Genomic DNA, 25267 nt, shown 5'->3' with positions numbered 1-25267 from the left:
GCGTACCCTAGGCTACGAGTTGCGTCGATTGGTGCGTCGATAATGAGGGAGGGCCGGTGGAAACTGATCTCACCGCTGCCTATGACCGGTGCCGTGAACTGCACAAACGTCACGGCCGCACCTACTATCTCGCCACCCGCCTGTTGCCCGCATGGAAACGACGGCATGTGCACGCCCTCTACGGGTTCACCCGCTACGCCGACGAGATCGTCGACCGCACCGAGGATCTGCCGCCGGCCGAGCGGGCCGCCCGCCTCGACGACTGGGCCGGCCGGTTCGTCGCTGGCCTGCACGGTGCGTCGGTCGACGACCCGCTGCTGCCGGCCGTGCTGCACACGATCGCCGTCTTCGATCTCGACCGGGACGACTTCGCGTCGTTCCTGAAGAGCATGGCGATGGACCTGACAGTCACCGCGTACCCGACCTACGACCACCTGCTCGACTACATGGAGGGTTCGGCGGCGGTGATCGGCACCATGATGTTGCCGATCCTGGGCAGCTCCGACCCGGCGGCGGCCCGGGAGCCCGCCCGGCAGCTCGGGTTCGCCTTCCAACTCACCAACTTCATCCGGGACGTCGCCGAGGACCTCGACCGGGGCCGCACCTACCTGCCGGACGAGGACCTGACGAAGTTCGGGGTCACCCGCGACGAGCTGGTCGAGGCCCGCGCCCGGGGCCGCGGCACACCCCGGACCCGTGAGCTGATCGAGTACGAGGTGACCCGCGCCCAGGCGCACTACGCGGCCGCCGCGCCGGGCATCACCATGCTGGCGCCGGCCTCGCAGGCCTGCATGCGCACCGCGTACGCCCTCTACGGCGGCATCCTCGACGAGGTCGCCGCGCACGACTACGACGTCTTCGCCAAGCGTGCCGTCGTGCCGCAGCGGCGACGGATGGCGGTGGCCGCACGTGCCCTGCTCACCTCGACCGGTACGCCGGTCACCATCCCCGGGCCGACGGTCGACCCGGAGACCCGGTGACCACCAGCACCGCGATCGTGCTCCTCACCCGCGACCTGCGGGTGCACGACCATCCGGCGTTGGCCACCAGCTGCGCGGCCTTCGACCGGGTGGTGCCGCTGTACGTGCTCGACCCGGAGCTGGCCGACCTGTCGGCCAACCGCACCCGGTTCCTGCACCAGGCCCTCGCCGACCTGCGTGCCCAGCTCCGCGAGCGCGGCGGCGACCTGGTGGTACGCCACGGTGACCCGGTGGCCGAGACGATCCGGCTGGCCGGCGAGGTCGGCGCCACAGCCGTCGCGCTCTCCGCCGACGTCAGCCACTACGCCCGCCGTCGGGAGCGGCGGTTGCGCGCCGAGTGCGAGCGGCACCGGCTGCACCTGCGACTGTTCCCCGGGCTGACAGTGGTCGAGCCGGGCGCGTTGCGGCCCGGGGGCGGCGGCGACCACTACCGGGTGTTCAGCCCCTACCACCGGGCCTGGGTGGCCAACCGGTGGCGCGAGGAGTTGGCCGCGCCACGTCGGGTGACGCTGCCCGACGGTGTACGCGTGGGCAACCTGCCGACGCCGCCGGCCGGGGACTCGCCGGACGCGGCAGTCGGCGGCGAGCGGGTCGCCCGGCAGCGGCTCACCGACTGGCTGCCCGACCTGGGCCGCTACGGCGACCAGCACGACGACATGGCCGGCGACGACACCTCCCGACTCAGCCCGTACCTGCGCTTCGGCTGCGTGTCCCCGCTGGCGGTGGCCGGTCGCGCCGGGGACCGGTCCGGACCGTTCGTCCGGCAGCTCTGCTGGCGGGACTTCTACTACCAGGTCACCGCCGCCTTTCCGGAGATCTCGACAGCTGCGTACCGGCGGGGCGCCACCGAGCAGTGGCGCTACGACGACGACGCGCTGGCAGCCTGGACCGAGGGCCGGACCGGGATGCCGATCGTCGACGCCGGGATGCGGCAGCTGCGGGCCCGGGGCTGGCTGCACAACCGGGCCCGGCTGATCACCGCCGGCTACCTGACCAAGCACCTCGGGCAGGACTGGCGTGCGGGGGTGCGGGTGTTCTTCCGCTGGCTGCTGGACGGGGACGTGGCGAACAACTCGGGCAACTGGCAGTGGGTGGCCGGCACCGGCAACGACACCAAGCCGTACCGGGGGTTCAACCCGGTCCGGCAGGCCGAGCGGTACGACCCGGCGGGCGACTACGTGCGCCGGTGGGTGCCGGAGCTGGCGACCGTGCCGGGCCGGGCCATCCACCAACCGTGGCGGCTGCCCGACGCGCTCCGCCAGCCACTCGACTACCCGCCGCCGCTCTCGGTGCCGGGCACCGACCCCGTCTGGCTCCGCTGAGAGGAAGGGCGCCTCGTCGGTCAGAGGCAGGAGTGCAGCGCCTCGGCGAGTTCGTCCACCCGGTCGTGCTCGGCGAGCTGCGCAGTGGCGTACGCGAGGGTGTAGCCCCGCTGCGGGTCGGCCCACGCGCTGCTGCCGCCGAGGCCACCCATGCCCCAGCTGCCGTCCGGCTCCCACTGCATGCCAAGCGTCCACCTGACGATCCGGTCCAGCACCAGGTCCGGCCCGTCGTACTGGACCCGGGTCGCCTCGGTGACCAACTCCGGGCTGACCAGCCGGACACCGTCCAGGACACCGCCGGCGAGCACACCGGCGTAGAGCCGGGCCAGGCTGGCCGCGGTGGCGTGCAGGTTCACCGCAGGCATCTCGGCACCCCGCCACAGGGGGCTGTTCAACACGGCGAGGTCCAGCCCGCCGGCCGGATTGCCCATCGCACGGTCCCGCAGTGAACCCGGCTCGCCGAGCTTCCGACCCGGCCATCCCGGGTCGCCGTAGCGCAGCTCGGCGCAGCGCCGCTGGTCCGCCTCGGACAGCCCGAAACCGAGGTCGAGCCGCCACGGACCGGCGATCTCCTCGGCCAGGAACCGGCCCACCGACCGCCCGTCGACCCGGCGGACCAGCTCACCCACCAGGTGCCCGTACGTCCAGGCGTGCTCGCCGGCCACCGAGCCCGGCGACCACTCGGGATCGGCGGCGGCCAGGTCGCCGGCGAGCAGCGCCCAGTCGGCGATCGCGGTGGCGGGCCGGGGCACCGGGAACGCCGGCAGCCCGGCGGTGTGCGACAACACCTGGCGCACGGTGGCGGGGGTGCGGAACTCCGGCCAGTACCGCTCGACCGGCGAGTCGAGGTCGACCAGCGCCCGGTCGACGAGCACCAGCAGACAGAGCGCGGCCACCGGCTTGCCGACCGAGTAGACGTTGGTGAGCGTGTCCGGCCGCCACGGTTCACCGTCGGGTCCGGCGCCGGTCCGGAAACCGCCGACCAGGTCGACGACCGGCTGCCCGTCGTACCAGATGGTCAGGCCGGCGCCGGTCTCCCGGCCGGCGGCGAACAGGTCGTGGAAACAGTCCCGGACCGGAGCGAAGCGTGCCTGCATCCCGCCACGGTAAGCGCCCCGGACCGGTGAGCGTGCCGACTTTTCGCCGACCCCGGTGGTTGCGGCGGTGTCGCTGGGGGATGCTGTTGCGGTGGCGGAGCCGGAGCTTGTGGATGTGGTCGTGGTGGGGCTCGGGGTCGGCGGCGAGGAGGTCGCCGAGCGACTCGCCGAGGCCGGCCTGAGTGTCGTCGGCATCGAACGGGACCTGGTCGGTGGGGAGTGCCCGTACTGGGGCTGCATCCCCAGCAAGATGATGATCAGGGCGGCCAACGCGCTCGCCGAGGCCCGTCGGGTCGACGGGCTGGCCGGGACGGCGCAGGTCCAGCCGGACTGGACGCCGGTGGCCCGGCGGATCCGCGAGGAGGCCACCGACACCTGGGACGACACCGTCGCGGCGGAGCGGTTCATCGGCAAGGGCGGCCGGCTCGTGCGAGGCAGTGGTCGGTTTGACGGCCCGGGCCGGATCCGCGTCGGTGACCAGGTGTTCCAGGCTCGGCACGGGGTCGTGTTGGGCACCGGCACCCGTCCGTCGGTGCCGCCGATCGACGGCCTGGCCGGCACCCCGTACTGGACCAACCATCAGGCGATCGAGGTCGAACAACTGCCGGAGACGCTGCTGGTGCTCGGCGGCGGTGCGATCGGCCTGGAACTCGCCCAGGTCTTCGCCCGCTTCGGGGTGCGGGTCACCGTGGTGGAGGCACTCGACCGGGTGCTGGCCGTCGAGGAACCGGAGGCGTCCGAGGTCGCCGCCGCGGCGCTGCGCGCCGACGGCGTGGAGATCCACACGGGGGTACGCGCCGAGCGGGTCGAGCACGACGGGACCCGGTTCACCCTGCACGGCGGCGGCGGGGCGGAGTTCACCGCCGAGCGGCTGCTGGTGGTCACCGGGCGCAAGGCCCACCTGGAGGAGCTCGGGTTGGACACGATCGGCGTGGACGCCAGCCAGCGTTACCTGCCGGTCGACGACCGTCTGCACGTCACCGACAATGTCTGGGCGGTCGGCGACCTGACCGGCGAGGGCGCCTTCACCCACATCGCGATGTACCAGGCGGGGATCGTGATCGCCGACATCCTGGCCGTGGCCCGACAGGCGGCGGCGGGGGCGGACGCCAGCGGCACCTCCAGCGTGGTCGGCGGCGCGATGGGCGCGTCCAGCTCACTCGCCGCGAGCGGGTCGAGCGGATCGGCCGGCACCATCCCGCGCGCCGACTACCGGGCGCTGCCCCGGGTCACCTTCACCGATCCGGAGGTGGGCGCGGTCGGACTCACCGAGCGGCAGGCCCGCGAACGCGGCATCAACGTGCAGGTCGGGTTCACGAGGCTCGGCGACTCGACCCGGGGTTGGATCCACCGGGTCGGCGACGACGGTTTCATCAAGGTCATCGCCGACGCCGACCAGGGCGTGCTGATCGGCGCGACGTCGGTAGGCCCGGCCGGCGGCGAGGTGCTCTCCGCGCTCGTGGTGGCGGTGCACGCGGCGGTGCCGCTGAGTCAGCTCCGCCACATGATCTACGCCTACCCGACGTTCCACCGGGCCATCGAGACCGCCCTGCGCGACCTGTCCTGACGCCCGCGCCGCCCGCGTCCCCGTGCCGCCCGCGCCGCCCCCGCGTCCCCATGCCGCCCGCGCCGCCCGCGTGCCGCCTCTGCGGGCGGCGCATCGCCGTGTGCGGGGCGCGTGATCGACTCGCCTTCATTGAAGGCGCGGTATCCGGGGCCCTTTCGACACCGCGACTTCCTGAAACCCGAGTCGATCATGACCGATCCGCGCGACCTGGTGTCGACGGGGACGGACGCTGCGGCACAGCCCCCTCTTTCGAGCGGCGCAATGGTGGCCGATGGGAAGAACGCGGCAGCCAGTCGGCAAACGCTGGGCAGTTTGCTGTTCATTTCTTTCACGAAGACGACGTACGATTGCGGTCGTGACCAAGCGGTTGACTGAAGTTGCCAAGAAGGCGGGCGTCAGCGAGGCCACCGTCAGTCGGGTGCTCAACGGCCGTGACGGGGTGTCCGAGGCGACCCGGACCGCGGTGCTGACCGCGCTCGACGTGCTCGGTTACGAACGGCCGACCAAGCTGCGGGGCGAACGCGCCCGGCTGGTCGGGCTGGTGCTGCCCGAGCTGCAGAACCCGATCTTCCCGGCGCTGGCCGAGGTCGTCACCGGGACCCTCGCCCAGCGTGGCTACACCCCGGCGCTCTGCGCCCGGACCATCGGCGGGGTGTCCGAGATGGACTACGTGGAGATGCTCCTCGACCACCAGGTCTCCGGGGTGATCTTCGCTGGTGGTTCGTACGCGCTCGCCGACGCCCGACACGACCACTACCGTCGCCTGACCGACCGGGGCCTTCCCGTCGTGCTGGTGAACGCCGGCGTGGACGAGTTGGGTTTCCCCCGGGTCTCCACCGATGACGCGGTAGCGGTCGAACAGGCCTACGGGCACCTGCGCTCGCTCGGGCACGAACGGATCGGGATGGTGCTCGGCCCGGAGGGGCATGTGCCGTCCCGCCGCAAACTGGACGCGATGATCCGGGCCGCGGGCTGGGACGAGGCCGACGCCGGGTGTGTCGAGCGGTCCAGTTTCTCGATGGAGGGTGCGCGGGTCGCCGCGACGAAACTGGTCGAGCGCGGCGTGACCGGCATCATCTGCGCCAGCGACGTACTGGCGTTGGGCACGATCCGGGCGGCCCGGCGGTTGGGGCGTTCGGTGCCGACCGACGTGTCGGTGGTGGGCTTCGACGACTCCGCGTTCATGACCTGCACCGACCCGCCGCTGACCACGGTGCGGCAGCCGATCGAGACGATGGGTCAGGCTGCCGTGGACCTGCTTGTCACCCAGATCGAGGGGGTCGGAGTGCTGCACGACGAGTTGCTGTTCGAGCCCGAGTTGGTGGTCCGCGGCTCGACCGCTCCCGCCCCTGGTCGCTAGGGACCGCCCCAAACAAGCCTTCCGGCCGTCGACCGCCCACCCGGTCGACGGCCGTTCTGCGTCCCCCACCCCCACGCCACGTCGATCATGGAGTTGTGGTGGGTGGCATAACGCCCGTAAACCCCTGAATCAGGCACCACAACTCCATGATCGACGCGCTCGGGCGAGGCTTGCGGCATCGACCTGCGCGGATGGGACTTCATAACGGTACAAAGACCGGTTTATCCGGGCGGTTCCACGTGGTTGCAAAGATCTGTCGTGATTGCGTCGTGTCTTTTCGATACGGGGTCGATACCTTGCCGAGATGAGTCCTCCTCGCTACAGTGACTCCACTCACACCTGGCTCCGACGCAGCTACTGGGCGTCAGGTCGTATCACCGCAGATCAGCGAAGGTCATTGGAGTCACCCGTTCCCGAAGGGATGGACAGATGTCCGTACCGCAATACCGAAAGGCTGCGGCGGTCGCGCTCGTGGCCGGCCTGGGGCTCAGCCTCACGGCGTGCTCCACGAAGAGCGACGACAAGGACACGACCGCCGGCGGCAAGGTCACCATCACCGTCGACTGCCAGCCGGTCGGTGCGCAGAAAGAGCTGCTGAAGAACTGGAACGACGACGTCGCCGAGTTCCAGCGGCAGAACCCGGACATCGACATCAAGAGCGTCAGCGTCGGCGAGCAGTGCAACAACCCGCCGGACTTCACCGCCCGTCTGGCCGGCGGCACCGTGACCGACGTGTTCTACGGCTACATGACCGACCTCCAGCAGGTGCTGGACTCCGGCCAGGCGATGGACATCACCCAGTACGCCAACAAGGACACGATCCCCACCTGGGACAGCGTCGACCCGGCGCTCAAGGAGGTCTTCACCGACGGCGGCAAGCTCTACGCCGTACCGGTCAAGAACTATTCGATGGGCCTGGTCTACAACAAGGTCCTGTTCCAGCGGGCCGGGCTCGACCCCAACAACCCGCCCAAGACCTGGGCCGACGTCCGGGCCGCCGCCAAGAAGATCTCCGCCCTCGGCAACGGCATCGCCGGCTACTCGGAGTACAGCGCCGGAAACACCGGTGGCTGGCACTTCACCTCCCTGCTCTACTCGCAGGGCGGCCGCATGCTCACCGAGGACGGCAAGAAGGCCGACTTCAACAACGCCCAGGGCAAGCAGGTCCTGCAGAACATCAAGGACATGCGGTACGGCGACAACAGCATGGGCTCCCGCCAGCTGCTGCAGTGGGGTGACCTGCTGACGAACGCCGGCGCGGGCAAGGTCGGCATGTTCATCGGCGCGCCGGACGCCACCCAGGCGATCGTCAGCCAGTTCCAGGGCAAGTTCCAGGACTGGGCGATGAGCCCGCTGCCCGGCCAGGACGGCCCGGCGAAGGGGACGCTCGGTGGCGGCGAGGGCTACTTCTTCAAGAAGGACCTGACCCCCGAGCAGGTCAAGGCCGGCATGAAGTGGATCGCTTACCAGAAGCTGACGCCGGGCAAGGGCCAGTTCGACTACGTCCGGGCCAAGCCGCAGAACTACCCGGTGGGTCTGCCCCAGCCGCTGCTCTTCGCCAACGGCAGTGAGACGCAGAAGCAGGAACTGGAACTGCGCAAGGCCAACGCGAACCTCGACACCGCGAACTTCGCGCTCTTCGAGGCCACCCCGGTCCCGATCAAGGGTGAGCCGCGCAACGCGCAGGCGATCTACGCAGTGCTCGACGCGGCGATGTCCGGTGTGCTGACCAACCCGAACTCGAACATCGACGCGCTGCTCAAGACCGCCGAGGAGAAGGTCAACCAGCTCCTCACCGCGGAGAGCTGACCGAGCGTGTGGGGGCCGGGAACGCCGACCCGGCCCCCACACCACCCGCACCGCATCTCGACGTCACTCACTCACCCAGGAGTTGCCTTGGCGATCACCGTCGTCCCGGAGACCCCCAGGAAACCGGGCCGCCCGCCGTCCGCGTACCCGGCCGGGGCGCAGCGCACGAGCCTCGGCCGCAAGGTACGGGACAATCTCACCGGGCACGCGTTCCTGATCGGCGCGGTGCTCTGCTTCGTCGTCTTCTCCTGGTACCCGATGGTCCGCGGCATCGTGATGAGCTTCCAGCGCACCCGTCGTGGTGAGACCACCTGGGTGGGTTGGGACAACTACTCCCGCATCATCGCCGACCCGAGCTTCTGGACGGCCTGGCAGAACACCTTCTACTTCACGGTGCTCGCGCTCGGCCTCGGATACGTGGTGCCGTTCTTCGTGGCGATCCTGCTCAACGAGTTCCGGCACGCCAAGGGGTACCTGCGGATCCTGGTGTACCTGCCGGTGATGCTGCCGCCGGCCTCGGCGCTGTTCCTGTTCAAGTTCTACGCGTACGACCCCAGCGAGGCCGGGCTGTTCAACGCGATCCTCACGGCGCTGCACCTGCCCACCTCGCAGTGGATGCAGTCGCCGGAGATGACGATGCCGGCCATGGTGGTCGCGTCGACCTGGATGAGCATGGGCGGCGCGGTGCTGATCTACCTGGCGTCGTTGCAGAACATCCCCGGCGAGCTGTACGAGGCGGCCGAGCTCGACGGCGCCGGGATCTGGCGGCGGATCCGGCACGTGACGATCCCGCAGACCCGGCTGATCCTCGCGCTCATGGCGATGCTGCAGATCGTCGCGACCATGCAGCTCTTCATCGAGCCGCTGATCCTCGCCAACGGCGCGGGCGCGGAGGACTCCGCGACCTCGGTGGCGTACCTCATCTACCAGCACGGGTTCTTCCAGAACGACCTCAACGGCGCCGCCGCGCTGGGCGTGATCATGCTCGTGGTGCTGGCCGGCTTCTCCACCGTGTACGTGCGGCTGACTGCGAAACAGGACTAGGACGGCGAGGAATGGCACAGGATTCCGGAACCCGGACCCTCATCTCCCAGGCCCAGCTCACCCGGGGCCGCGGCCGGATCATCTACTGGACGCTGCTTGTCGTCGTCGTGGCGGTTTTCACGCTCGTCTTCCTCGGGCCGCTCTACTGGATGGTGACCGGCGCGCTGAAATCCGGCCAGGAGATCGCCCAGACGCCGCCGTCACTGTTCCCGAAGGATCCGCAGCCGCAGAACTACATCGACGCCTGGAACAACCTGGCCCTCGCCAAGCTGCTGTTCAACACCTTCTACTACGCCATCGGCGCGGTGCTGTTCCAGCTCGTCCTCGACAGCGCCGCCGCGTACTCGCTGTCCAAGCTGCGGCCGATCTTCGGCAACGCGATCCTCGCCCTGATGCTGGGGACCCTGATGATCCCGGCGATGGTCCTCATCGTCCCGCAGTACGTGACGGTGCTCGACCTGCCGATCCTGCACATCAACCTGCTGGACTCGCCGTTCGCGATCTGGCTGCCGATGGTCGCGAACGCGTTCAACATCTTCCTGTTGAAGCGGTTCTTCGACTCGATCCCCGAGGAGTTGATGGCCGCGGCCCTGATGGACGGGGCGTCGTCGCTGCGTACCCTCTGGTCGATCATCCTGCCGCTGTCGCGCCCCATCCTCGGCGTCGTCTCGATCTTCGCGGTGACGGCGGTCTGGAAGGACTTCCTCTGGCCGAAGCTGGTCATGCCGTCGCCGGAGACCCGGACGGTGAGCGTCGGCATCTACACCTTCGCCGGTGGCACCCCGATGAACGTGGTGATCGCCGCGTCGGTCATCGCCGCGATCCCGACTGTCATCATCTTCCTGATCTTCCAACGGAACATCATGTCCGGTCTGACCACGGGCAGCATCAAGGGTTAGCCACCACCGCACCCTCCCGCGCGGCGAACAACGACCGTTCGCCCGATACCTACCCAGGTCCGGCGGACCCGCCGACGTACTGACGCAGAAAGCAGGTGCTCGTGTCCACAGCTGACAGAAGTCCGTGGTGGCGTGGAGCCGTGATCTACCAGGTGTATCCCCGGAGCTTCGCCGACGGTAACGGTGACGGCATCGGTGACATCGCCGGCATCCGATCCCGGTTGAACCACCTGTCCGCGCTCGGCGTCGACGCGATCTGGTTCAGCCCCTGGTATCCGTCGCCGATGGCCGACGCCGGCTACGACGTGTCCGACTACCGGGACATCGACCCGGTCTTCGGCACCCTCGCCGAGGCGGAGGCCCTGATCGCCGAGGCGCACGCGCTGGGCATCCGGACCATCGTCGACGTGGTGCCCAACCACTGCTCCGACGCGCACCCCTGGTTCCAGGCGGCGCTCGCGGGCGGGCCCGACGCACCCGAGCGGGACCTGTTCTGGTTCCGGCCCGGCCGGGGTCCGAACGGCGACCAGCGACCCACCGACTGGGTCGGCGAGTTCGGCGGGCCGACCTGGACGCGCACCACCAACCCGGACGGCACCCCCGGCGACTGGTACCTGCACCTGTTCGCCCCGCAGCAGCCGGACCTCAACTGGGACCACCCCCGGGTGCGCGCGGAGTTCGAGGACATCCTGCGGTTCTGGTTCGACCGGGGAGTGGACGGCATCCGGATCGACTCGGCCGGGCTGCTGGTCAAGGACGCGACGCTGCCCGAGGTCCAGCCCGACCAACCGCACCCGTTCCACGACCTCGACGGGGTGCACGACGTCTACCGCGGCTGGCGACGGGTCGCCGACGAGTACGCCGACCGGGCGCTTATCGGTGAGGTGTGGCTGCCGGACCGGCAACGGTTCGCCAACTACCTGCGCCCGGACGAGCTGCACGCCGCGTTCAACTTCGACTTCCTCGGCTGCGCCTGGGACGCTTCCGCGTTGCGCGAGAGCATCGACGGGACGCTGAGCGCGCACGCGCCGGTGAACGCGCCGGCCACCTGGGTGCTTTCCAACCACGACGTCACCCGGCACGTCACCCGCTACGGTCGGGCCGACACCAGGTTCAGTTTCGCGGCCAAGCGCGAGGGCATCCCCACCGACCTGGAGCTGGGCACCCGCCGAGCCCGGGCCGCCGCACTGCTGTCGCTGTCGCTGCCCGGCGCCGCCTACGTCTACCAGGGCGAGGAGCTGGGCCTCTACGAGGTCGAGGACATTCCGTACGCGCTGCGCCAGGACCCGATGTGGGAGCGGTCCGGCCGGGTCGACCCGGGCCGGGACGGCTGCCGCGTACCGCTGCCGTGGGCTGGTGACGAGCCACCGTTCGAGTTCAGTCCGCCCGGTGCCGCGGCGCCCTGGCTGCCGCAGCCGGCCGACTGGAAGGACCGGACGGCGAGCGCACAGACCGGAGACTCGGCCTCGATGCTCGAGCTGTACCGGGCGGCGATCCAGGCTCGGCGGGCCGACCCGGCGCTTGGCGACGGGGAACTCACCTGGCTGCCCGCCCCGGACGGGGTGCTCGCCTTCAGTCGTGGCGGCGGCTTCAGCTGCCTGGTCAACCTCTCCGACGCGCCGGTGCCGATGCCAGCCGAGGGGGAGTTGTTGCTGGCCAGCGGGCCGCTCGACGACGGGTTGCTGCCGTCCGACACCGCAGTCTGGCTGCGGACCGCGAAGGCGGCTGACCAGACCTGACACCGCTCGCCGTGGTGCCGGCGGCCTGTCCCGGCCGCCGGCACCACCCCACCCGAACGGAAGGAGGAACGAGGGGGACGCGCCGCACCGACACGGGGGGATCTGGCCTGCCTGACGAAAGGGAGAGCGCAGCTCATGGCCAACCACACCACCACCGGCACCCCGCACCACCTTCGACACCCGACCCGGGCAGGGTTGGCCGCCATCGCTGCCACCCTGATCGCCGCCACCTCGGTGACCGTCCTCGCGATCACCGGCACCGCGACTCCGGCCTCGGCGGCCGGGTTGTCCCCCTTCGACATTTCCGGCCGGGGCGCCACCGTCCCGTTCGTCGAGCAGGAGGCGGAGGAGGCCGCCCACAACGGCTCGAAGATCGGCCCCGACCGGCGTTACGGCACGCTGCCGTCCGAGGCGTCCGGCCGGGAAGCGGTCACCCTCGACAGCGTCGGTGAGTACGTCGAGTTCACCCTCACCGCGCCGGCCAACGCTGTCACCTTCCGGTACAGCCTGCCGGACAGCTCGGCCGGCACCGGCCGGGACGCCACAATCGACCTGCGGGCCAACGGGTCGCTGCTGAAGTCGGTCCCGGTGACGTCGAGGTACGGCTGGTACTACGGCGGATACCCGTTCAACAACAACCCGGGCGACACCAACCCGCACCACTTCTACGACGAGACCCGGGCGATGTTCGGCAGCACCCAGCCGGCCGGCACGAAGATCCGGTTCCAGGTCTCCTCGACGGCCCAGTCGCCCTCGTTCACCATCGACCTGGCCGACTTCGAGCTGGTCGCCCCGGCGATCACGAAGCCCTCCGGTGTCATCGACGTGGTCACCGACTTCGGCGCCGACCCGAGCGGCGCGACCGACTCGACGGCGAAGTTCCAGGCGGCTGTCGACGCCGGAAAGGCCCAGGGCCGGGCCGTCTGGATCCCGACCGGCACGTTCACCCTCTGGGACCACGTGGTGGTCGACGGGGTGACAGTGCGTGGCGCGGGCCCGTGGTATTCGGTGCTCGGCGGGCGGCACCCCACCGACCGCAAGCGGGCCGCCGGCATCTACGGCAAGTACGTCCCCGGCGGCGGGTACACGGGGGAGATCCGGTCGCACGAGGCCGGCGGACCGAGCCGCAACGTCACACTGCGGGACTTCGCCATCATCGGCGACATCCGCGAGCGGGTGGACGAGGACCAGGTGAACGCCCTGGGCGGGGCGATGACCAACTCGGTGGTCGACAACCTGTGGCTGGAGAACACCAAGGTCGGGGCGTGGATGGACGGCCCGATGGACAACTTCACCATCCGCAACAGCCGGATCCTGGACCAGACCGCCGACGGGGTGAACTTCCACACCGGGGTGACCAACTCGACTGTGACGAACACGTTCGTCCGCAACACCGGCGACGACGCGTTGGCGATGTGGGCGCAGAGCGTGCCGAACGTCAACAACTCCTTCACCCACAACACCATCGGCGTGACCCTGCTGGCGAACCACCTGGTCAGCTACGGCGGTCGGGACATCAAGATCACCGACAATGTGACTGCCGACTCGCTCACCAACGGCGGCGGCATCCACGTCGCGAACCGCTACCCGGGGGTGCAGGGCGACACCGCGGTCCGGGGCACCTGGACGATCGCCCGGAACACGTTGATCCGCAACGGCAACTCGGACTACAACTGGAACTTCGGCGTCGGGGCGATCTGGTTCTCCGCCCTGAACGAGGCGTTCCAGCAGGCCACCATCAACATCACCGACACCGACATCCTGGACAGCTCGTACGCGGCGCTGCACTGGATCGAGGGCCAGACCAGCGGCATCAATCTCACAAACGTGCGGATCGACGGCGCCGGCACGTACGCGCTCCAGGTGCAGGCGCCCAGCCAGGTGTCCTTCACCAACGTGCGGGCCACCAACATCGCGCAGAGCAACCCGATGCACAACTGTGTGGGCAGTGGCTTCCAGATCACCCAGGGCAGCGGCAACTCCGGCTGGTACACGTCTACCCCGTACTGCGGACCGTGGCCCGAGCCGCAGTGGGGTGGCGGCCCCAGCACCCCACCGACCACCGGCCCCACCACCCCGCCGCCCACCACCGCACCCCCGACCACGCCGCCCCCGACCACGCCGCCGCCCACCGGCGGGAACCTGGCGCTGAACCGGTCGACGACCGCGACAAGCACCAACCAGAACTACTCGGCGGGCAACGCGGTGGACGGCAACGCGGGCAGCTACTGGGAGAGCGCCAACAACGCCTTCCCGCAGTCGATCACCGTCGACCTGGGCGCGTCCCGATCGGTCGACCGGGTGGTGCTCAAGCTGCCGAGTGGTTGGGAGCAGCGCACCCAGACGGTGTCGGTGCTCGGCTCCACCGACGGCTCGTCGTACAGCACGCTTGCGTCGTCCGCCGGTCGGGTCTTCAGCCCCGGCAGCGGCAACGCCGTGTCGATCGGGTTGCCCACCGGTGACCGCCGCTACGTCCGGGTCACCGTCACCGCCAACACCGGCTGGCCGGCCGCGCAGCTCAGCGAGGTCGAGGTGTACGGCGGCACGCAGACCACCCCGCCGCCCACCACCCCACCCCCGACCACCCCGCCGCCCAGCGGCAACCTGGCGGCCGGGCGGTCGATCACCGAGACCAGCCACTCCGATGTGTACGCCGCCCCCAACGCGGTGGACGGCAACCCGAACACCTACTGGGAGAGCGCCAACAACGCATTCCCGCAGTCGCTGACTGTGGACCTGGGCACCACCCGTTCGGTCTCCCGGGTCGTCCTGAAGCTCCCACCGTCGTCGGCCTGGCAGACGCGTACCCAGACGCTCGCGGTGCTCGGCTCCACGAACGGCTCGTCGTTCAGCACCCTGAAGGCGTCCGCCGGCTACACCTTCAACCCGGCCAGCGGCAACACGGTCACGGTGACCTTCACGGCGACCAGCCAGCGGTACCTGCGGCTGACAGTCACCGGCAACACCGGCTGGCCGGCCGGTCAGCTCAGCGAGTTCGAGGTCTACTCCAGCTAGGCCGACGGCCCCCGCCGAGCAGGGCGGGGGCCACCGGTCGGAGGCCCGGCGCAGCGCGGCGCCGGCCCGCCCGCACCCGTCCCGCACCGCACCGTCCCCCACCTGTCGCGGCACGACGGGCGTACCCCTGCACCCGTCGCCGGGCAACGCACCCCACACCACAGCCGAAAGAGGTGTAGCCACCCATGTCCAGAAACGGCACCACCCGAGGCACCCCGCGTGCCAGCTCGCCCGGTTCCGTCCCCCGAACCGACCGAGCCCACCGCGCCCACCGCGCCCACCGGTCCGGCCGACTGCCGGCCCGGCGGCTGCTCGCCGGGGCGCTCGCCGGACTGCTCCTCGCCGCCGTCCCCGCCGTCACCCCCGCGACCGCGGCCCCGGCGGCGACGCCCGCCTCCGCCCCGGCGGGCTCCGCCCGCGCGGCCCTGCTCGCCGGGCTCTCGGCCACCATGACCGCCAGCAGTTACAACCAGAACTACGTGGCCGGCAACGCCAACGACGGCAACGCGTCGACCTACTGGGAGAGCGCCAACAACGCGTTCCCGCAGTGGATCCAGGCGGACCTGGGCGCCACTGTCAGCGTCGACCGGCTGGTGCTCAAGCTGCCCCCGTCGTCGGACTGGCAGACCCGCACCCAGACCCTGTCGGTGCTGGGCTCCACCAACGGCTCGACGTTCAGCACGCTGAAGGCGTCCGCCGGCTACACCTTCAACCCGAGCAGCGGCAACACCGCGACGGTCAGCTTCACCGCCGCCAGCACGCGTTACGTGCGCGTGCAGGTCACCGGCAACACCGGCTGGCCGGCGGCGCAGCTCTCCGAGGTCGAGGTGTACGGCGCCACCGGCAGCACCGACACCCAGGCGCCGAGCGCCCCCGGCAACCTGGCGTACACCCAGCCCGCCAGCGGGCAGATCCGGCTCACCTGGTCGGCGTCCACCGACAACGTCGGGGTGACCGGCTACGACGTGTACGCGGGCGGCGCGCTGCGCGGCAGCGTCGGCGGCTCGACGCTCACCTACACCGACAGCCAGGCGGACACCGCCACGGTCTCGTACTACGTGCGGGCCAGGGACGCGGCCGGCAACCAGTCGGCGAACAGCAACACGGTGACCCGGACCGGCACCGGTAACCCACCCACCGGGAGCAACCTGGCGGTCGGCAAGCCGATCACCGCCTCCGGGTTCGTGCACACGTTCGTGGCCACCAACGCCAACGACAACAACGTGGCCACCTACTGGGAGGGCAACGGCAACCCGAGCACGCTCACCGTGCAGCTCGGCGCGAACGCCAGCCTCAGCCAGGTCGTGCTGAAACTGAACCCGGACTCGGCCTGGGGCACGCGTACCCAGAACATCACAGTCCTCGGTCGGGACCAGGGCTCGTCGACGTTCACCACAGTGGTGGGCGCGGCGAACTACACCTTCAACCCGGCCAGCGGCAACACGGTGACCATCCCGGTCAGCGGCGCGGCAGCCGACGTGCGGCTCTCGATCGCCTCGAACACCGGTGCACCGGCCGGGCAGGTGGCCGAGTTCCAGGTCTTCGGCACCCCCGCGCCGAACCCGGACCTCACCGTGACCGGCATGTCGTTCAGCCCGTCCGCGCCCGTGGAGACCAGCACCATCACGCTCTCCGCGACGGTGCGCAACGCCGGCTCGGCGGCCTCCGCCGCCACCAACGTCAACTTCTACCTGGGCTCCACCCGCGTCGGCACCGCCTCGGTCGGCAGCCTCGCGGCCGGCGGGTCGACCACTGTCAGCGCCAGCATCGGCACCCGCGACGCGGGCAGCTACCCGCTCAGCGCAAAGGTCGACGAGTCGAACACCGTCGTTGAACAGGACGACACAAACAACAGCTACTCCAACCCCAGCCCACTGGTGGTGGGCGCGGTGGCCAGCTCCGACCTGGTCGCCTTGGCTGTCGACTGGTCGCCGGGCAACCCGCCGCCGGGCAGCACAGTCACCTTCTCGGTGTCGATCCGCAACGCCGGCAACCAGGCGTCCGCGTCCGGTGCGCACGGCATCACCCTTACCGTGCTCAACGAGTCCGGCACCGCCGTGCGTACCCTGACCGGCTCGTACTCCGGCGTGATCAACGCCGGTGCGACTGTCGGCCCGATCAACCTGGGCACCTGGACCGCCGCGAACGGCAAGTACACAGTCCGGGTGGTGCTCGCAGTGGACGGCAACGAGCTGCCGGTCAAGCAGACCAACAACACAAGCGACCGGCCGCTCTTCGTGGGGCGCGGCGCGAATCTGGGCTACGACATGTACGAGGCCGAGGACGGCACCACCGGCGGCGGCGCGGGGCAGGTCGGCCCGAACCGGGAGATCGGCAACCTCGGCGGTGAGGCGTCCGGCCGTCGTGCGGTGACCCTGAACAGCACCGGCGCGTACGTCGAGTGGACCACCCGGGCGGCCACGAACACGCTCGTCACCCGCTTCTCCATCCCCGACTCGGCAGGCGGCGGGGGCATCGACTCGACGCTGAACATCTACGTCAACGGCACCTTGCACAAGCCGATCAACCTGACCTCCAAGCACATCTGGCTCTACGGCGCGGAGGCCAGCCCGAGTGACTCGCCGAGTGCCGGTCCGCCTCGCCACCTGTACGACGAGGCGAACGTGATGCTGAACTCGACGATCCCGGCCGGCAGCAGGATCCGCCTCCAGAAGGACCCGGCCAACACCACCACGTACGCGATCGACTTCATCAACCTGGAGCTTGTCGCGCCGCGAGCCAACCCGGACCCGACCCGTTACCGGGTGCCGTCCGGCTTCAGCCACCAGGACGTGCAGAACGCGCTGGACGCGGTGCGGATGGACACCACAGGCAACCTGATCGGCGTCTACCTGCCGGCCGGCACGTACGAGACCGCGCAGAAGTTCCAGGTGTACGGCAAGCCGATAACCGTGACGGGCGCGGGTATGTGGTACACCCGCTTCCAGACACCGACCGGTCAGCAGAACACCGACGCGGGCTTCCGGGTGGAGTCCTCGGCCAGCGGCTCGTCCTTCTCCCACCTGGCCTTCTTCGGCAACTACACGAACCGGATCGACGGGCCGGGCAAGGTCTGGGGTGAGCTGAAGGACGTCGACAACATGACGCTGGACAGCGTCTGGGTCGAGCACACCGTCTGCGCGTACTGGGGGGTGAGCGTCAGCGGGCTGACCATCAAGAACAGCCGCTTCCGGGACACCTTCGCCGACGGGGTGAACCTGACAAACGGCAGCACCAACAACCTGATCACCAACACCGAGGGCCGGTCGAACGGTGACGACGCGTTCGCCCTCTTCTCGGCCACCGACCAGGGCGCGTCGACAGGCAACAACGGCAACGTGTTCGAGAACCTCACCGCCACGCTCACCTGGCGGGCGGCCGGGCTGGCGGTGTACGGGGGCTACAACAACATCTTCCGCAACCTCTACATCGCGGACATGTTGACGTACTCCGGCATCACCATCAGCTCGCTGGACTTCGGCTACCCGTTCATCGGGTTCGGGGCCAGCCCACCGACCCAGTTCCAGAACATCTCGCTGATCCGGGCGGGTGGGCACTTCTGGGGATCGCAGACCTTCCCCGCGATTTGGGTCTTCTCCGCGTCCAAGGAGTTCCGCGGCATCCGGGTGTCCGACGTGGACATCGTCGATCCGACGTACTCGGGAATCATGTTCCAGACCAAGTACAACGGCTCGCAGCCGGAGAACCCGATCACCGACACCGTCTTCACGAACATCTCGATCAGCGGTGCCCGCAAGAGCGGTGACGCGTTCGACGCCAAGTCGGGCTTCGCGGTCTGGGCCAACGAGATGCCCGAACCCGGTCAGGGCCCGGCGGTCGGCTCGGTCACCTTCAACAACCTGCGGCTGACGAACAACGCGGTGGACATCCGCAACACCACGACGACCTTCACCATCAACCGCAACTGAGCCGACCCGCACCGGATGCCGCCGGGAGGTGCACTCCTCCCGGCGGCATCGTGCCGTGCCGTCCCTCGCCAGCCACGAACCGGGCCGCGCCGGCAGCCGCATCCGTGGCGAGCGAAGCCATCCCGTACGCCAACTCGGTAGCCAGCGCCTCCGGCTCGCCGCGACCACCGCCCGCCAGCACCGAGGCCCTGTCGTTGCGCAGGCAGGTCTGCGGGTGCCGGGCGATCGTCGCCGCCAACTCCTCGGCGGCGGACCGCGCCTGGCCGGGCGGCACCAACCGATTGACCAACCCCATCGAGTACGCCTCCTCGGCCGGCACCGGACGGCCAGTGAGGATCAGATCCATCGCCCGGCTCTCGCCGATCAGCCGGGGTAACCGCACTGTGCCACCGTCGATGAGCGGCACCCCCCAGCGGCGGCAGAACACCCCGAGCGTCGCGTCGGACTCGGCGACCCGCAGGTCGCACCAGAGCGCCAACTCGAGCCCACCCGCCACCGCGTACCCGGAGATCGCCGCGATCACGGGTTTGCTGAGCGTCATCCGGGTCGGGCCCATCGGGCCGTCCCCCTCCGGCTCGACCCGGTTGCCGCTCGGCGTGCCGAGGGCCTTGAGGTCGGCTCCGGCGCAGAACGTGCCACCGGCCCCCCAGAGCACCGCCACCGCCGCGTCCCGGTCGGCGTCGAAGGCTCGGAAGGCGTCCGCGAGTGCCCGGGCCGTCGGCCCGTCGACGGCGTTGCGAGCGGCGACCCGATCCAGCACGACAGTGGTCACCGGACCGGCCCGCTCCACCCGCACACCCATCGACCCAGCATGCCCGCCGCACCTCCCACCCACAATCCCGGTCGATCTTGGGTCGTCTGTGGCGGTCCGGCCCGGTCTGGGCGGTTCGGTGCAGGCGGCAACCACGAGATCGCGCTCGGTGACGAATTTGTCGCCGGAGACCGGTTTGCGGCGCCCTCCGCCGGGAAGTCGGTACTCGTGCGAGCACTTTTGACGAAAGTTGAGCAGGCGTCCCAGCTGGACCGGACCGGTGACCGGTTGCAGCGCGTTGTCCTCGGCACGCTGCGTCCGCGGCGGCTGCGGGACCTGCTGCACGGGGTGACCCTCGGGCATCCACTGCACCCGGCGATGGTGCAGGTGCCGGTCGGCGCGTGGATCAGCGCCGCAGTGCTGGACCTCATGTCCGGACAACGTCGACCCGCCACCGTGCTTGTCGGCCTGGGCACCGTCAGCGCGGTGCCGGCAGCGGTAGCCGGGTTGAACGACTGGGCGGCACTCGCCCGGGATCAGCGCCGGGTCGGCCTCGTGCACGCCGCCGCCAACACCGTCGGCCTGACGCTGTACGCCGGCTCGCTGGCCGCCCGGCTGTCCGGTCGGCACGGTGTCGGCCGCGCACTCGGCTTTCTCGGGCTCTCGACGGTGAGCCTCGGGGCGTACATCGGGGGTCACCTCGCGTACAAGCAGGGGGCGCAGGTCAACCAGAGCGTCTCCGAGCTGCACCGGATGACCGACGGCTGGCACTCGCTCGCCGACATGGCGACGCTGCCGCAGCGCACCCTGATCACCAAAGAGGTGGACGACGACATCTCGGTGATCCTCTACCGGCACGGTGACGAGGTGACAGTGATGTTGGAGCGTTGCCCGCACCAGAGCGGGCCGCTCGGCGAGGGCGAGGTGCAGGAGATCGACGGCCACGCCTGCGTGGTCTGCCCGTGGCACGGCAGCGCGTTCCGGCTCAACGGCGGCGAGGTCGTGCAGGGGCCCTCCGGCAACGACCAGCAGATCCTGCCCACCCGGATCCAGAACGGCGTACTCCAGACCCGCCTGCCCTGATCCCCGCCGGGCTTCCGCCCGGAGGTGGACCCGCACCGGGTGCCAGCTTGCCGCCGGGCGACGGCCCGGGCGGCACGCCTCAGCTACGTCGGTGTCGGCCGACCGACGGTCCGTCCCCTACGGAGTCCAGGCCGTGCCCGCCGTCGAGCAGGCCGCCTCCGGCGCCGTCGTCCACCCAACCCTCGTCAGCCCAACCGTCGCCCCCACCCGAAGCCGGTGCACCGGCGGGCGCCGCCAACCGGGGAGCCGCTCCGGCGGTGGCCGGGCGGCGGCGCAGCCCCAGGACCGCGCCGATCTGAGCGCCGACAATGCTCGCCACGGCCAGCACGGCCGAGACGGCGAGCGGTCGGTTCACCCGGTCCTCGACGCTGGCTCGGGAGGCGCCGACGGTCATCGTCGGCGGCTGACCCGTCGAACCCGTACCGCTCGGTGGTGGTGGGGCTGGCCGCTCCGGTGCGCTCTGTTCGGGTGCCGGTCGGGGCGCTGGCGGCTTCGGTGCCGCGGGCCGGCCGACGAGCCGTCCGGTGGCGTGCTGCCGGGTGCCCTGGTCGGCGGCCTCCGCGGGCAGGCGGAGCAGCTGACCGGGGCGGATGCGGTCCGGGTCGTCGAGCTTGTTCAGTTTGGCGAGCTGTCGGTAGTCGTCGAACTGGTCCAGGTAACGCTCGGCCACCTCGCCGAGGTAGTCGCCCCGCGCCACCCGGTACACCGGCACGGCACCGTCGTGGGCTGTCGATCCACCGGGTGCGGCGAGCCCTGTCTCGACCCGGCCGATGGGCCCGGTCCGCGCCATCGGGGCTGCCGTGTCGGGCGTCGCGCCCACCCGGGGCGGCGTGGCCAGGGTGGCGGTGGCCGGTGCGTTCGGGCTCGCGTACGCCGAGGGGCCGTAGACCGCCGCGGCGCTGGCGGCGGCCGGGCTGGCGGCGAGGATCAGCGCGACCGAGCCGACCAGCGCGGCGGCGGCCTTCTGCTGGCGACCCATCCCGGGCAGCTTCGGCGCCGGGCGGCGCAGGCTCTGCGCCCCCAACTCGACGAGGACGGAGAAGGCGAACGTGGCCCAGCCGAACCAGCCGGCCACCGCCAGGGCCCGCAGGAAGAGCTGGCCGTCGTCCCGGCTGGTCAGCGCGGTGCCGATCTCGGCGAGGGTGGGCAGGTGATCAGGCAGGGGATTGCCAGCGAACGCCAGCAACGCGATCGGTGCCCCCAACAACAGCGCGCACAGCACGACCAGCGCGCCGAGGCCGGTGAGGACGCGTCCGGTCCGCCGTACGACGGACCCAGCCGATACGGGCATGGCTGCCTTCCCTTCCTACGGTGCTGCTGCGGTGATGGCCCGCGCGGTCGCATCGCCGGTGACGGTGACCGTCTTTTCCTGGACGAAGAGTCCGAGCATCGTGCGGTTGTAGGTGATCGTGACGGTGACCCGGATCTGGGTCTCCCCGGCGATCTCGGGGAAGCTCACCGTGTGGCCGCTGGTGCCCGCGGCGGCGGCCAGGTAGTTGGCGACGGCCACGCGCGCCTCGCCCTCGTCGATCCGGGTCGGTCGGCCGTCGATCGCGGCTGCCCGGTCGATGGCCTGACCGCCGGCCCGGGCAGCCTCGGCGGCCAGGTTCTCGGCGCGTTGCAGGGTGCGTAGCTGGCCGGCGCCGTCGTAGGAGAGACCCACGATGGCCAGTACGCCGATCATCGTCACCGCCAGGAAGATGCTCACCCGGCCGTGTTCGCCCGAGTGGGTGCGCCGGGCCGACGCGGCGGTCATTGTCGACCCCGGTAACGGTCGAGTGGCGAGGTGAAGGTCGCGCTGATCTGCCGCTGGTCCGGCATCCCGGGCAGGATGTCGAGCGTGATGTCCTGGAACGACACCAGGCAGACGAGCGTCACTGTGACAGTCGCGTCCGTACCGATGGTGCTGCTGAAGGCGTCATCGAAGTCGGTAGGGGCGCCGCCCACGGTGGCGGTCAACTCCGGGTCCAGGTCGTTGGCGCAGGCCAACCCGTGCCAGTCCAGCTGATCCTGGATGGCCTCCCGCGCGGCTTCCCGGGCCGTGACGGAGTCCCGGGAGATCGACGCGGCGCGGGCGGCGTCGTGCGCCGCGGCCTCGATCGCCTCCGCCGCCACCGCGGTCCGCCCGACGACGCCGGCCAGCACCATGAGCGCGATGAACGCCGGGGCGAGCACCGCCACCTCGATGGAGACCGAGCCCCTTTCGCCGGTGCGGCTCATGGTTCGGTCACCCTCTCCACCGTCCCGTGGGCGGTCTGCTGCACCGCGAAGTCCACGCCCGGCACCACCGACAGGGACCGTCCGCTCACCGTGCAGGTGACCTCGGCGTCGTCGATGATCACGCAGGTCGGGCCGGGCGTGTCCCAGCCCACCAGCCAGCCGCCGGCGGCCTGGAGGAACCGGGTGGCGCTGTCCACGCCGGCGCCATTCGCCGCCTGGTAGGACCGCTGGGCGTTGACCCCGCTCTGCGCGGCGTTCAACGCGGTCGAGCGGGCGAGGAAGACGGCCGCGATCTGGATCGAGGCGAAGAGCAGCACCAGGATCAGCGGCATCATCACGGCCAGCTCCACCGGGTTGGCACCCCGCTCCCGGTCGCCGGCCGCGAGGCGGCGCCGGGCGGCGCTGACCGCCCGGCACCACCTCGAGAACGCGGCTCGGCACATCGCGGCTACTCCGGCACCTCGTAGCCCGGGATGTTGTCCATCCAGTCCTGAGCCTTGGTCAGGGCCAGCGCGGTGACGGCCATGGCAACGGCGACCAGGCCGGCGATGATCACCGCTGTGGGCACCGGGCTGTCGCCGCGTTCGCCGTCGCGGCGCAGCTCTGCCAGGCGCGTCGTCAACACGACGTGCAGGTAGCTGAGGATGGGCATGGCGTCTCCTTCGGGTGGACGGGGGTCAGAGCCGGGCGACGAACGGGTAGAGGACGAAGCCGAGCAGCACGAAGACGAGCAGCGAGCCGGGGATGTCGAGTCGGCTGGTGACCCCCTCGGCGCGGGCGAGGTTGTCGGTGCGGATCTGGTCGCGCAGCGAGTCGGCCCGGCTGCGCAGCGTCTCGTGCACCTGCGCACCCTCGCTGCCGGAGGAGCGCATGATCGCGCCGACGTCCCCCAGCTCCGGAATGCCGATCTTGTCGGCGAGGTCGCGCAGCTCGTCCCAGGGCGCGTGCATCTGCATCTGGGCGATCCGCAGCGACTCCTGGAGCCGGTCGAACACCCAGCCGTCGCAGACCGCAGCCGCGCGTTCAAGCGACTGCACCGGTCCGTGCGCGGCGCTGAGCTGCAACGCCACCAGGTCGAGGTAGGTGCAGACGGCAGCGCGGAACTCGTCCCGGGCGGCCTCGGCCTTGGTGAGTACGGCCCGGTGTGCCAGCAGGGCGCCCAGCAGCGCCAGGCCGAGGCTGCCGAGCACCGGTACGACGAGGGGAATCGAGACGCCGAGCACAAGCAGCGCCACCCCGAGCACTGTCGGCGTGGCCAGCCCGATCAGTGTGGAGAGCAGCATCGACAGCGCGTACTGCTCGGGGGTCTGGCCGATCAGGGCGAGCTGCCGGTGCGGTGGCCGCAACCAGCGGGACAGCCCGGTGAGCGAGTCCAATCGTCGGGAGGCGGGAGTGGCGACCCGGCCGGTGCCCGGCGGCTGGTGCAGCCGGCGCAGCGCCGGACCGAGCGCCGGGGTCGCCGGCACCAGTTCCCGGACCACCAGGAAAACGCCGAACCCGACGCCGGCACCACCACAGACCGCCAGGGCGAGCTGCCAGTTCAGCATCATGCGATCACCTCGCTCGGGTCGGCCGCCGGCAGGAACCGGGCCGGTCGCTGCGGCTGGCTCATCGACCGCACCCAGGCCAGCAGGCCGACGAAGGCCGCGCCGAGGGCGGCCATCACCACCTGACCCACAGGCGTGCCGTACGGCCTGATGTACTCGGTGTTGAGCAGGCCGTACGCCAGGGCGGCAAGGGTCATCCCGGTGAGGAAGCGGACCGCGAACCGGGGTTGCGTCCGCTTGGCCTCGATCTCCCGCCGGGTGGCCACCTCCGCGGATGCCGCGCCGGCGATCGAACCGAGCACGTCACCCAGCCGTTCGCCCCGGTCCGAGAGGTGCAGGATCAGCGCGGCGACCACCTGGTCGCAGACCGGGTCGGCGATCTCGTCGGCGAACGCCAGCAGCGCGGAGCGGGCCGTCCAGCCGGCCTGGAGGCGGGCGGCGAGCAGGCGTACCTCCTCCTCGATGCCCGGTGGCACAGTGCCGATCGTGCCGATGATCGACTGTTGGAGGCCCTGCCCGGTGCCGGAGACGTCCTTGAGCCGGCGGGTCCACTCGCCCACCGCCTCGATCCGGGCGATCGCCCGCTGCTCGGCCCGGCCCACCCCGAACAGCCACGGGGTGCCGGGCACCGCCACCGCCACCAGCAGGCCCACCACCGGCAACCCGGTAAGCAGGAACGCCAGCGCGCCGGCGACCAGCGCGGCGACAAGCAGCGCCTGGTAGGCCCGTTGCTCGGCAGGTGTGGCACCCGGCCCGCGCCACAGCCGGCCCAGGCCCGGCCGGCCGCCCGGACGAGGCCCGGGGGGCCGGCGGGTGCCGACAAGCGCGACCACTGCCAACAGCAGGCCGGCCACGCAGGCGGCCCCGGAGACCACCGCGATCAACTCCAGGCTGCTCAGCATCGG

The 25267-nt window shown here is 70.7% G+C and carries 20 protein-coding genes; 11 read left to right on the top strand and 9 right to left on the bottom strand.

Going from position 1 to position 25267, the window contains the following annotated elements:
• Positions 1-56 precede the first annotated feature (56 nt).
• Together AB0B85_RS08275 and AB0B85_RS08270 are read left to right on the top strand one after the other, a co-directional pair.
• Positions 57-980 (top strand): phytoene/squalene synthase family protein, encoded by a 924-nt coding sequence (locus AB0B85_RS08275; RefSeq protein WP_357404882.1) that lies wholly within the window; start codon positions 57-59, stop codon positions 978-980.
• On the top strand, positions 977-2302 hold the full coding sequence (locus AB0B85_RS08270; RefSeq protein WP_357404880.1) for a deoxyribodipyrimidine photo-lyase: 1326 nt from the start codon (positions 977-979) through the stop codon (positions 2300-2302). Before AB0B85_RS08275 ends, AB0B85_RS08270 begins: the two co-directional genes overlap by 4 nt.
• Before the next feature lie 20 nt (positions 2303-2322).
• Here AB0B85_RS08270 and AB0B85_RS08265 read toward each other — a convergent pair whose 3' ends face one another.
• Positions 2323-3399: a serine hydrolase domain-containing protein gene (locus tag AB0B85_RS08265; RefSeq protein ID WP_357404878.1), complete on the bottom strand. Its 1077-nt coding sequence runs from the start codon at positions 3397-3399 to the stop codon at positions 2323-2325.
• Positions 3400-3490: 91 nt separating this feature from the next.
• On the opposite strand from AB0B85_RS08265, the gene AB0B85_RS08260 reads away from it, so the two are divergent.
• The 8 genes from AB0B85_RS08260 to AB0B85_RS08225 all read left to right on the top strand — a co-directional run bounded on the left by AB0B85_RS08260 (position 3491) and on the right by AB0B85_RS08225 (position 18761).
• Positions 3491-4966, top strand: coding sequence for an FAD-dependent oxidoreductase (locus AB0B85_RS08260; RefSeq protein ID WP_357404876.1), 1476 nt, complete (start codon positions 3491-3493; stop codon positions 4964-4966).
• Positions 4967-5321: 355 nt separating this feature from the next.
• Positions 5322-6326 carry a LacI family DNA-binding transcriptional regulator gene (locus AB0B85_RS08255; RefSeq protein ID WP_357404874.1) on the top strand — a complete coding sequence of 335 codons (1005 nt, stop codon included), beginning with the start codon at positions 5322-5324 and terminating at the stop codon, positions 6324-6326.
• A gap of 429 nt (positions 6327-6755) precedes the next feature.
• Complete coding sequence (locus AB0B85_RS08250) at positions 6756-8135, top strand: extracellular solute-binding protein (RefSeq protein WP_357404872.1); 1380 nt, start codon at positions 6756-6758, stop codon at positions 8133-8135.
• 87 nt (positions 8136-8222) lie between these two features.
• Positions 8223-9179: a sugar ABC transporter permease gene (locus AB0B85_RS08245; RefSeq protein WP_357404870.1), complete on the top strand. Its 957-nt coding sequence runs from the start codon at positions 8223-8225 to the stop codon at positions 9177-9179.
• 11 nt (positions 9180-9190) lie between these two features.
• A complete protein-coding gene (locus AB0B85_RS08240; protein WP_357404868.1) occupies positions 9191-10078 on the top strand; it encodes a carbohydrate ABC transporter permease in 888 nt (295 codons plus the stop codon).
• Between the two features lie 140 nt (positions 10079-10218).
• A complete protein-coding gene (locus AB0B85_RS08235; protein WP_357404866.1) occupies positions 10219-11817 on the top strand; it encodes a glycoside hydrolase family 13 protein in 1599 nt (532 codons plus the stop codon).
• A 135-nt stretch (positions 11818-11952) separates the two neighbouring features.
• The gene (locus AB0B85_RS08230; protein WP_357404864.1) at positions 11953-14832 is read left to right on the top strand and encodes a discoidin domain-containing protein; all 2880 of its coding nucleotides are present in this window, start codon (positions 11953-11955) and stop codon (positions 14830-14832) included.
• A 185-nt stretch (positions 14833-15017) separates the two neighbouring features.
• Positions 15018-18761 (top strand): discoidin domain-containing protein, encoded by a 3744-nt coding sequence (locus AB0B85_RS08225; protein ID WP_357404862.1) that lies wholly within the window; start codon positions 15018-15020, stop codon positions 18759-18761.
• Here the strand turns inward: AB0B85_RS08225 and AB0B85_RS08220 are convergent.
• Entirely contained in the window at positions 18748-19563 is an 816-nt protein-coding gene (locus AB0B85_RS08220; protein WP_357404860.1) for a crotonase/enoyl-CoA hydratase family protein, read from the bottom strand. The two genes, AB0B85_RS08225 and AB0B85_RS08220, sit on opposite strands and share 14 nt — an antisense overlap.
• 177 nt (positions 19564-19740) lie before the next feature.
• Here AB0B85_RS08220 and AB0B85_RS08215 point away from each other — a divergent pair, with 177 nt between their 5' ends.
• Positions 19741-20595, top strand: a complete 855-nt coding sequence (locus AB0B85_RS08215; protein WP_357404858.1) for a DUF2231 domain-containing protein — start codon at positions 19741-19743, stop codon at positions 20593-20595.
• Positions 20596-20674: 79 nt separating this feature from the next.
• On the opposite strand, the gene AB0B85_RS08210 is transcribed toward AB0B85_RS08215, so the two are convergent.
• The 7 genes from AB0B85_RS08210 to AB0B85_RS08180 are packed head-to-tail and all read right to left on the bottom strand — an operon-like array spanning position 20675 to position 25264.
• Positions 20675-21886 carry a LysM domain-containing protein gene (locus tag AB0B85_RS08210; protein ID WP_357404856.1) on the bottom strand — a complete coding sequence of 404 codons (1212 nt, stop codon included), beginning with the start codon at positions 21884-21886 and terminating at the stop codon, positions 20675-20677.
• 15 nt (positions 21887-21901) lie between these two features.
• Entirely contained in the window at positions 21902-22351 is a 450-nt protein-coding gene (locus AB0B85_RS08205; protein WP_357404854.1) for a hypothetical protein, read from the bottom strand.
• Complete coding sequence (locus tag AB0B85_RS08200) at positions 22348-22815, bottom strand: TadE/TadG family type IV pilus assembly protein (RefSeq protein ID WP_357404852.1); 468 nt, start codon at positions 22813-22815, stop codon at positions 22348-22350. Before AB0B85_RS08200 ends, AB0B85_RS08205 begins: the two co-directional genes overlap by 4 nt.
• Positions 22812-23258 (bottom strand): TadE family protein, encoded by a 447-nt coding sequence (locus AB0B85_RS08195; protein WP_357404850.1) that lies wholly within the window; start codon positions 23256-23258, stop codon positions 22812-22814. Before AB0B85_RS08195 ends, AB0B85_RS08200 begins: the two co-directional genes overlap by 4 nt.
• A gap of 5 nt (positions 23259-23263) precedes the next feature.
• Positions 23264-23467 (bottom strand): hypothetical protein, encoded by a 204-nt coding sequence (locus AB0B85_RS08190; RefSeq protein WP_357404848.1) that lies wholly within the window; start codon positions 23465-23467, stop codon positions 23264-23266.
• Between the two features lie 25 nt (positions 23468-23492).
• The gene (locus AB0B85_RS08185; protein WP_357404940.1) at positions 23493-24362 is read right to left on the bottom strand and encodes a type II secretion system F family protein; all 870 of its coding nucleotides are present in this window, start codon (positions 24360-24362) and stop codon (positions 23493-23495) included.
• Positions 24362-25264: a type II secretion system F family protein gene (locus tag AB0B85_RS08180; protein ID WP_357404846.1), complete on the bottom strand. Its 903-nt coding sequence runs from the start codon at positions 25262-25264 to the stop codon at positions 24362-24364. The genes AB0B85_RS08185 and AB0B85_RS08180 overlap by 1 nt, the downstream gene beginning before the upstream one ends.
• Between the last annotated feature and the right edge of the window lie 3 nt (positions 25265-25267).

It is taken from the genome of Micromonospora sp. NPDC049044 (genome assembly GCF_040649215.1).
Classification (GTDB): domain Bacteria; phylum Actinomycetota; class Actinomycetes; order Mycobacteriales; family Micromonosporaceae; genus Micromonospora.
Note: the sequence above shows the minus strand (reverse complement) of the source record. Positions and strands in the feature narration are given on the sequence as shown.

Excerpts from the sequence above, each read along its gene's own strand:
- AB0B85_RS08265 (WP_357404878.1), bottom strand. The coding sequence starts at position 3,399 with ATGCAGGCACGCTTCGCTCCGGTCCGGGACTGTTTCCACGACCTGTTC.
- AB0B85_RS08250 (WP_357404872.1), top strand. The coding sequence starts at position 6,756 with ATGTCCGTACCGCAATACCGAAAGGCTGCGGCGGTCGCGCTCGTGGCC.
- AB0B85_RS08240 (WP_357404868.1), top strand. The coding sequence starts at position 9,191 with ATGGCACAGGATTCCGGAACCCGGACCCTCATCTCCCAGGCCCAGCTC.
- AB0B85_RS08230 (WP_357404864.1), top strand. The coding sequence starts at position 11,953 with ATGGCCAACCACACCACCACCGGCACCCCGCACCACCTTCGACACCCG.
- AB0B85_RS08225 (WP_357404862.1), top strand. The coding sequence starts at position 15,018 with ATGTCCAGAAACGGCACCACCCGAGGCACCCCGCGTGCCAGCTCGCCC.
- AB0B85_RS08220 (WP_357404860.1), bottom strand. The coding sequence starts at position 19,563 with ATGGGTGTGCGGGTGGAGCGGGCCGGTCCGGTGACCACTGTCGTGCTG.
- AB0B85_RS08210 (WP_357404856.1), bottom strand. The coding sequence starts at position 21,886 with ATGCCCGTATCGGCTGGGTCCGTCGTACGGCGGACCGGACGCGTCCTC.
- AB0B85_RS08205 (WP_357404854.1), bottom strand. The coding sequence starts at position 22,351 with ATGACCGCCGCGTCGGCCCGGCGCACCCACTCGGGCGAACACGGCCGG.
- AB0B85_RS08200 (WP_357404852.1), bottom strand. The coding sequence starts at position 22,815 with ATGAGCCGCACCGGCGAAAGGGGCTCGGTCTCCATCGAGGTGGCGGTG.
- AB0B85_RS08195 (WP_357404850.1), bottom strand. The coding sequence starts at position 23,258 with ATGTGCCGAGCCGCGTTCTCGAGGTGGTGCCGGGCGGTCAGCGCCGCC.
- AB0B85_RS08190 (WP_357404848.1), bottom strand. The coding sequence starts at position 23,467 with ATGCCCATCCTCAGCTACCTGCACGTCGTGTTGACGACGCGCCTGGCA.
- AB0B85_RS08185 (WP_357404940.1), bottom strand. The coding sequence starts at position 24,362 with ATGCTGAACTGGCAGCTCGCCCTGGCGGTCTGTGGTGGTGCCGGCGTC.
- AB0B85_RS08180 (WP_357404846.1), bottom strand. The coding sequence starts at position 25,264 with ATGCTGAGCAGCCTGGAGTTGATCGCGGTGGTCTCCGGGGCCGCCTGC.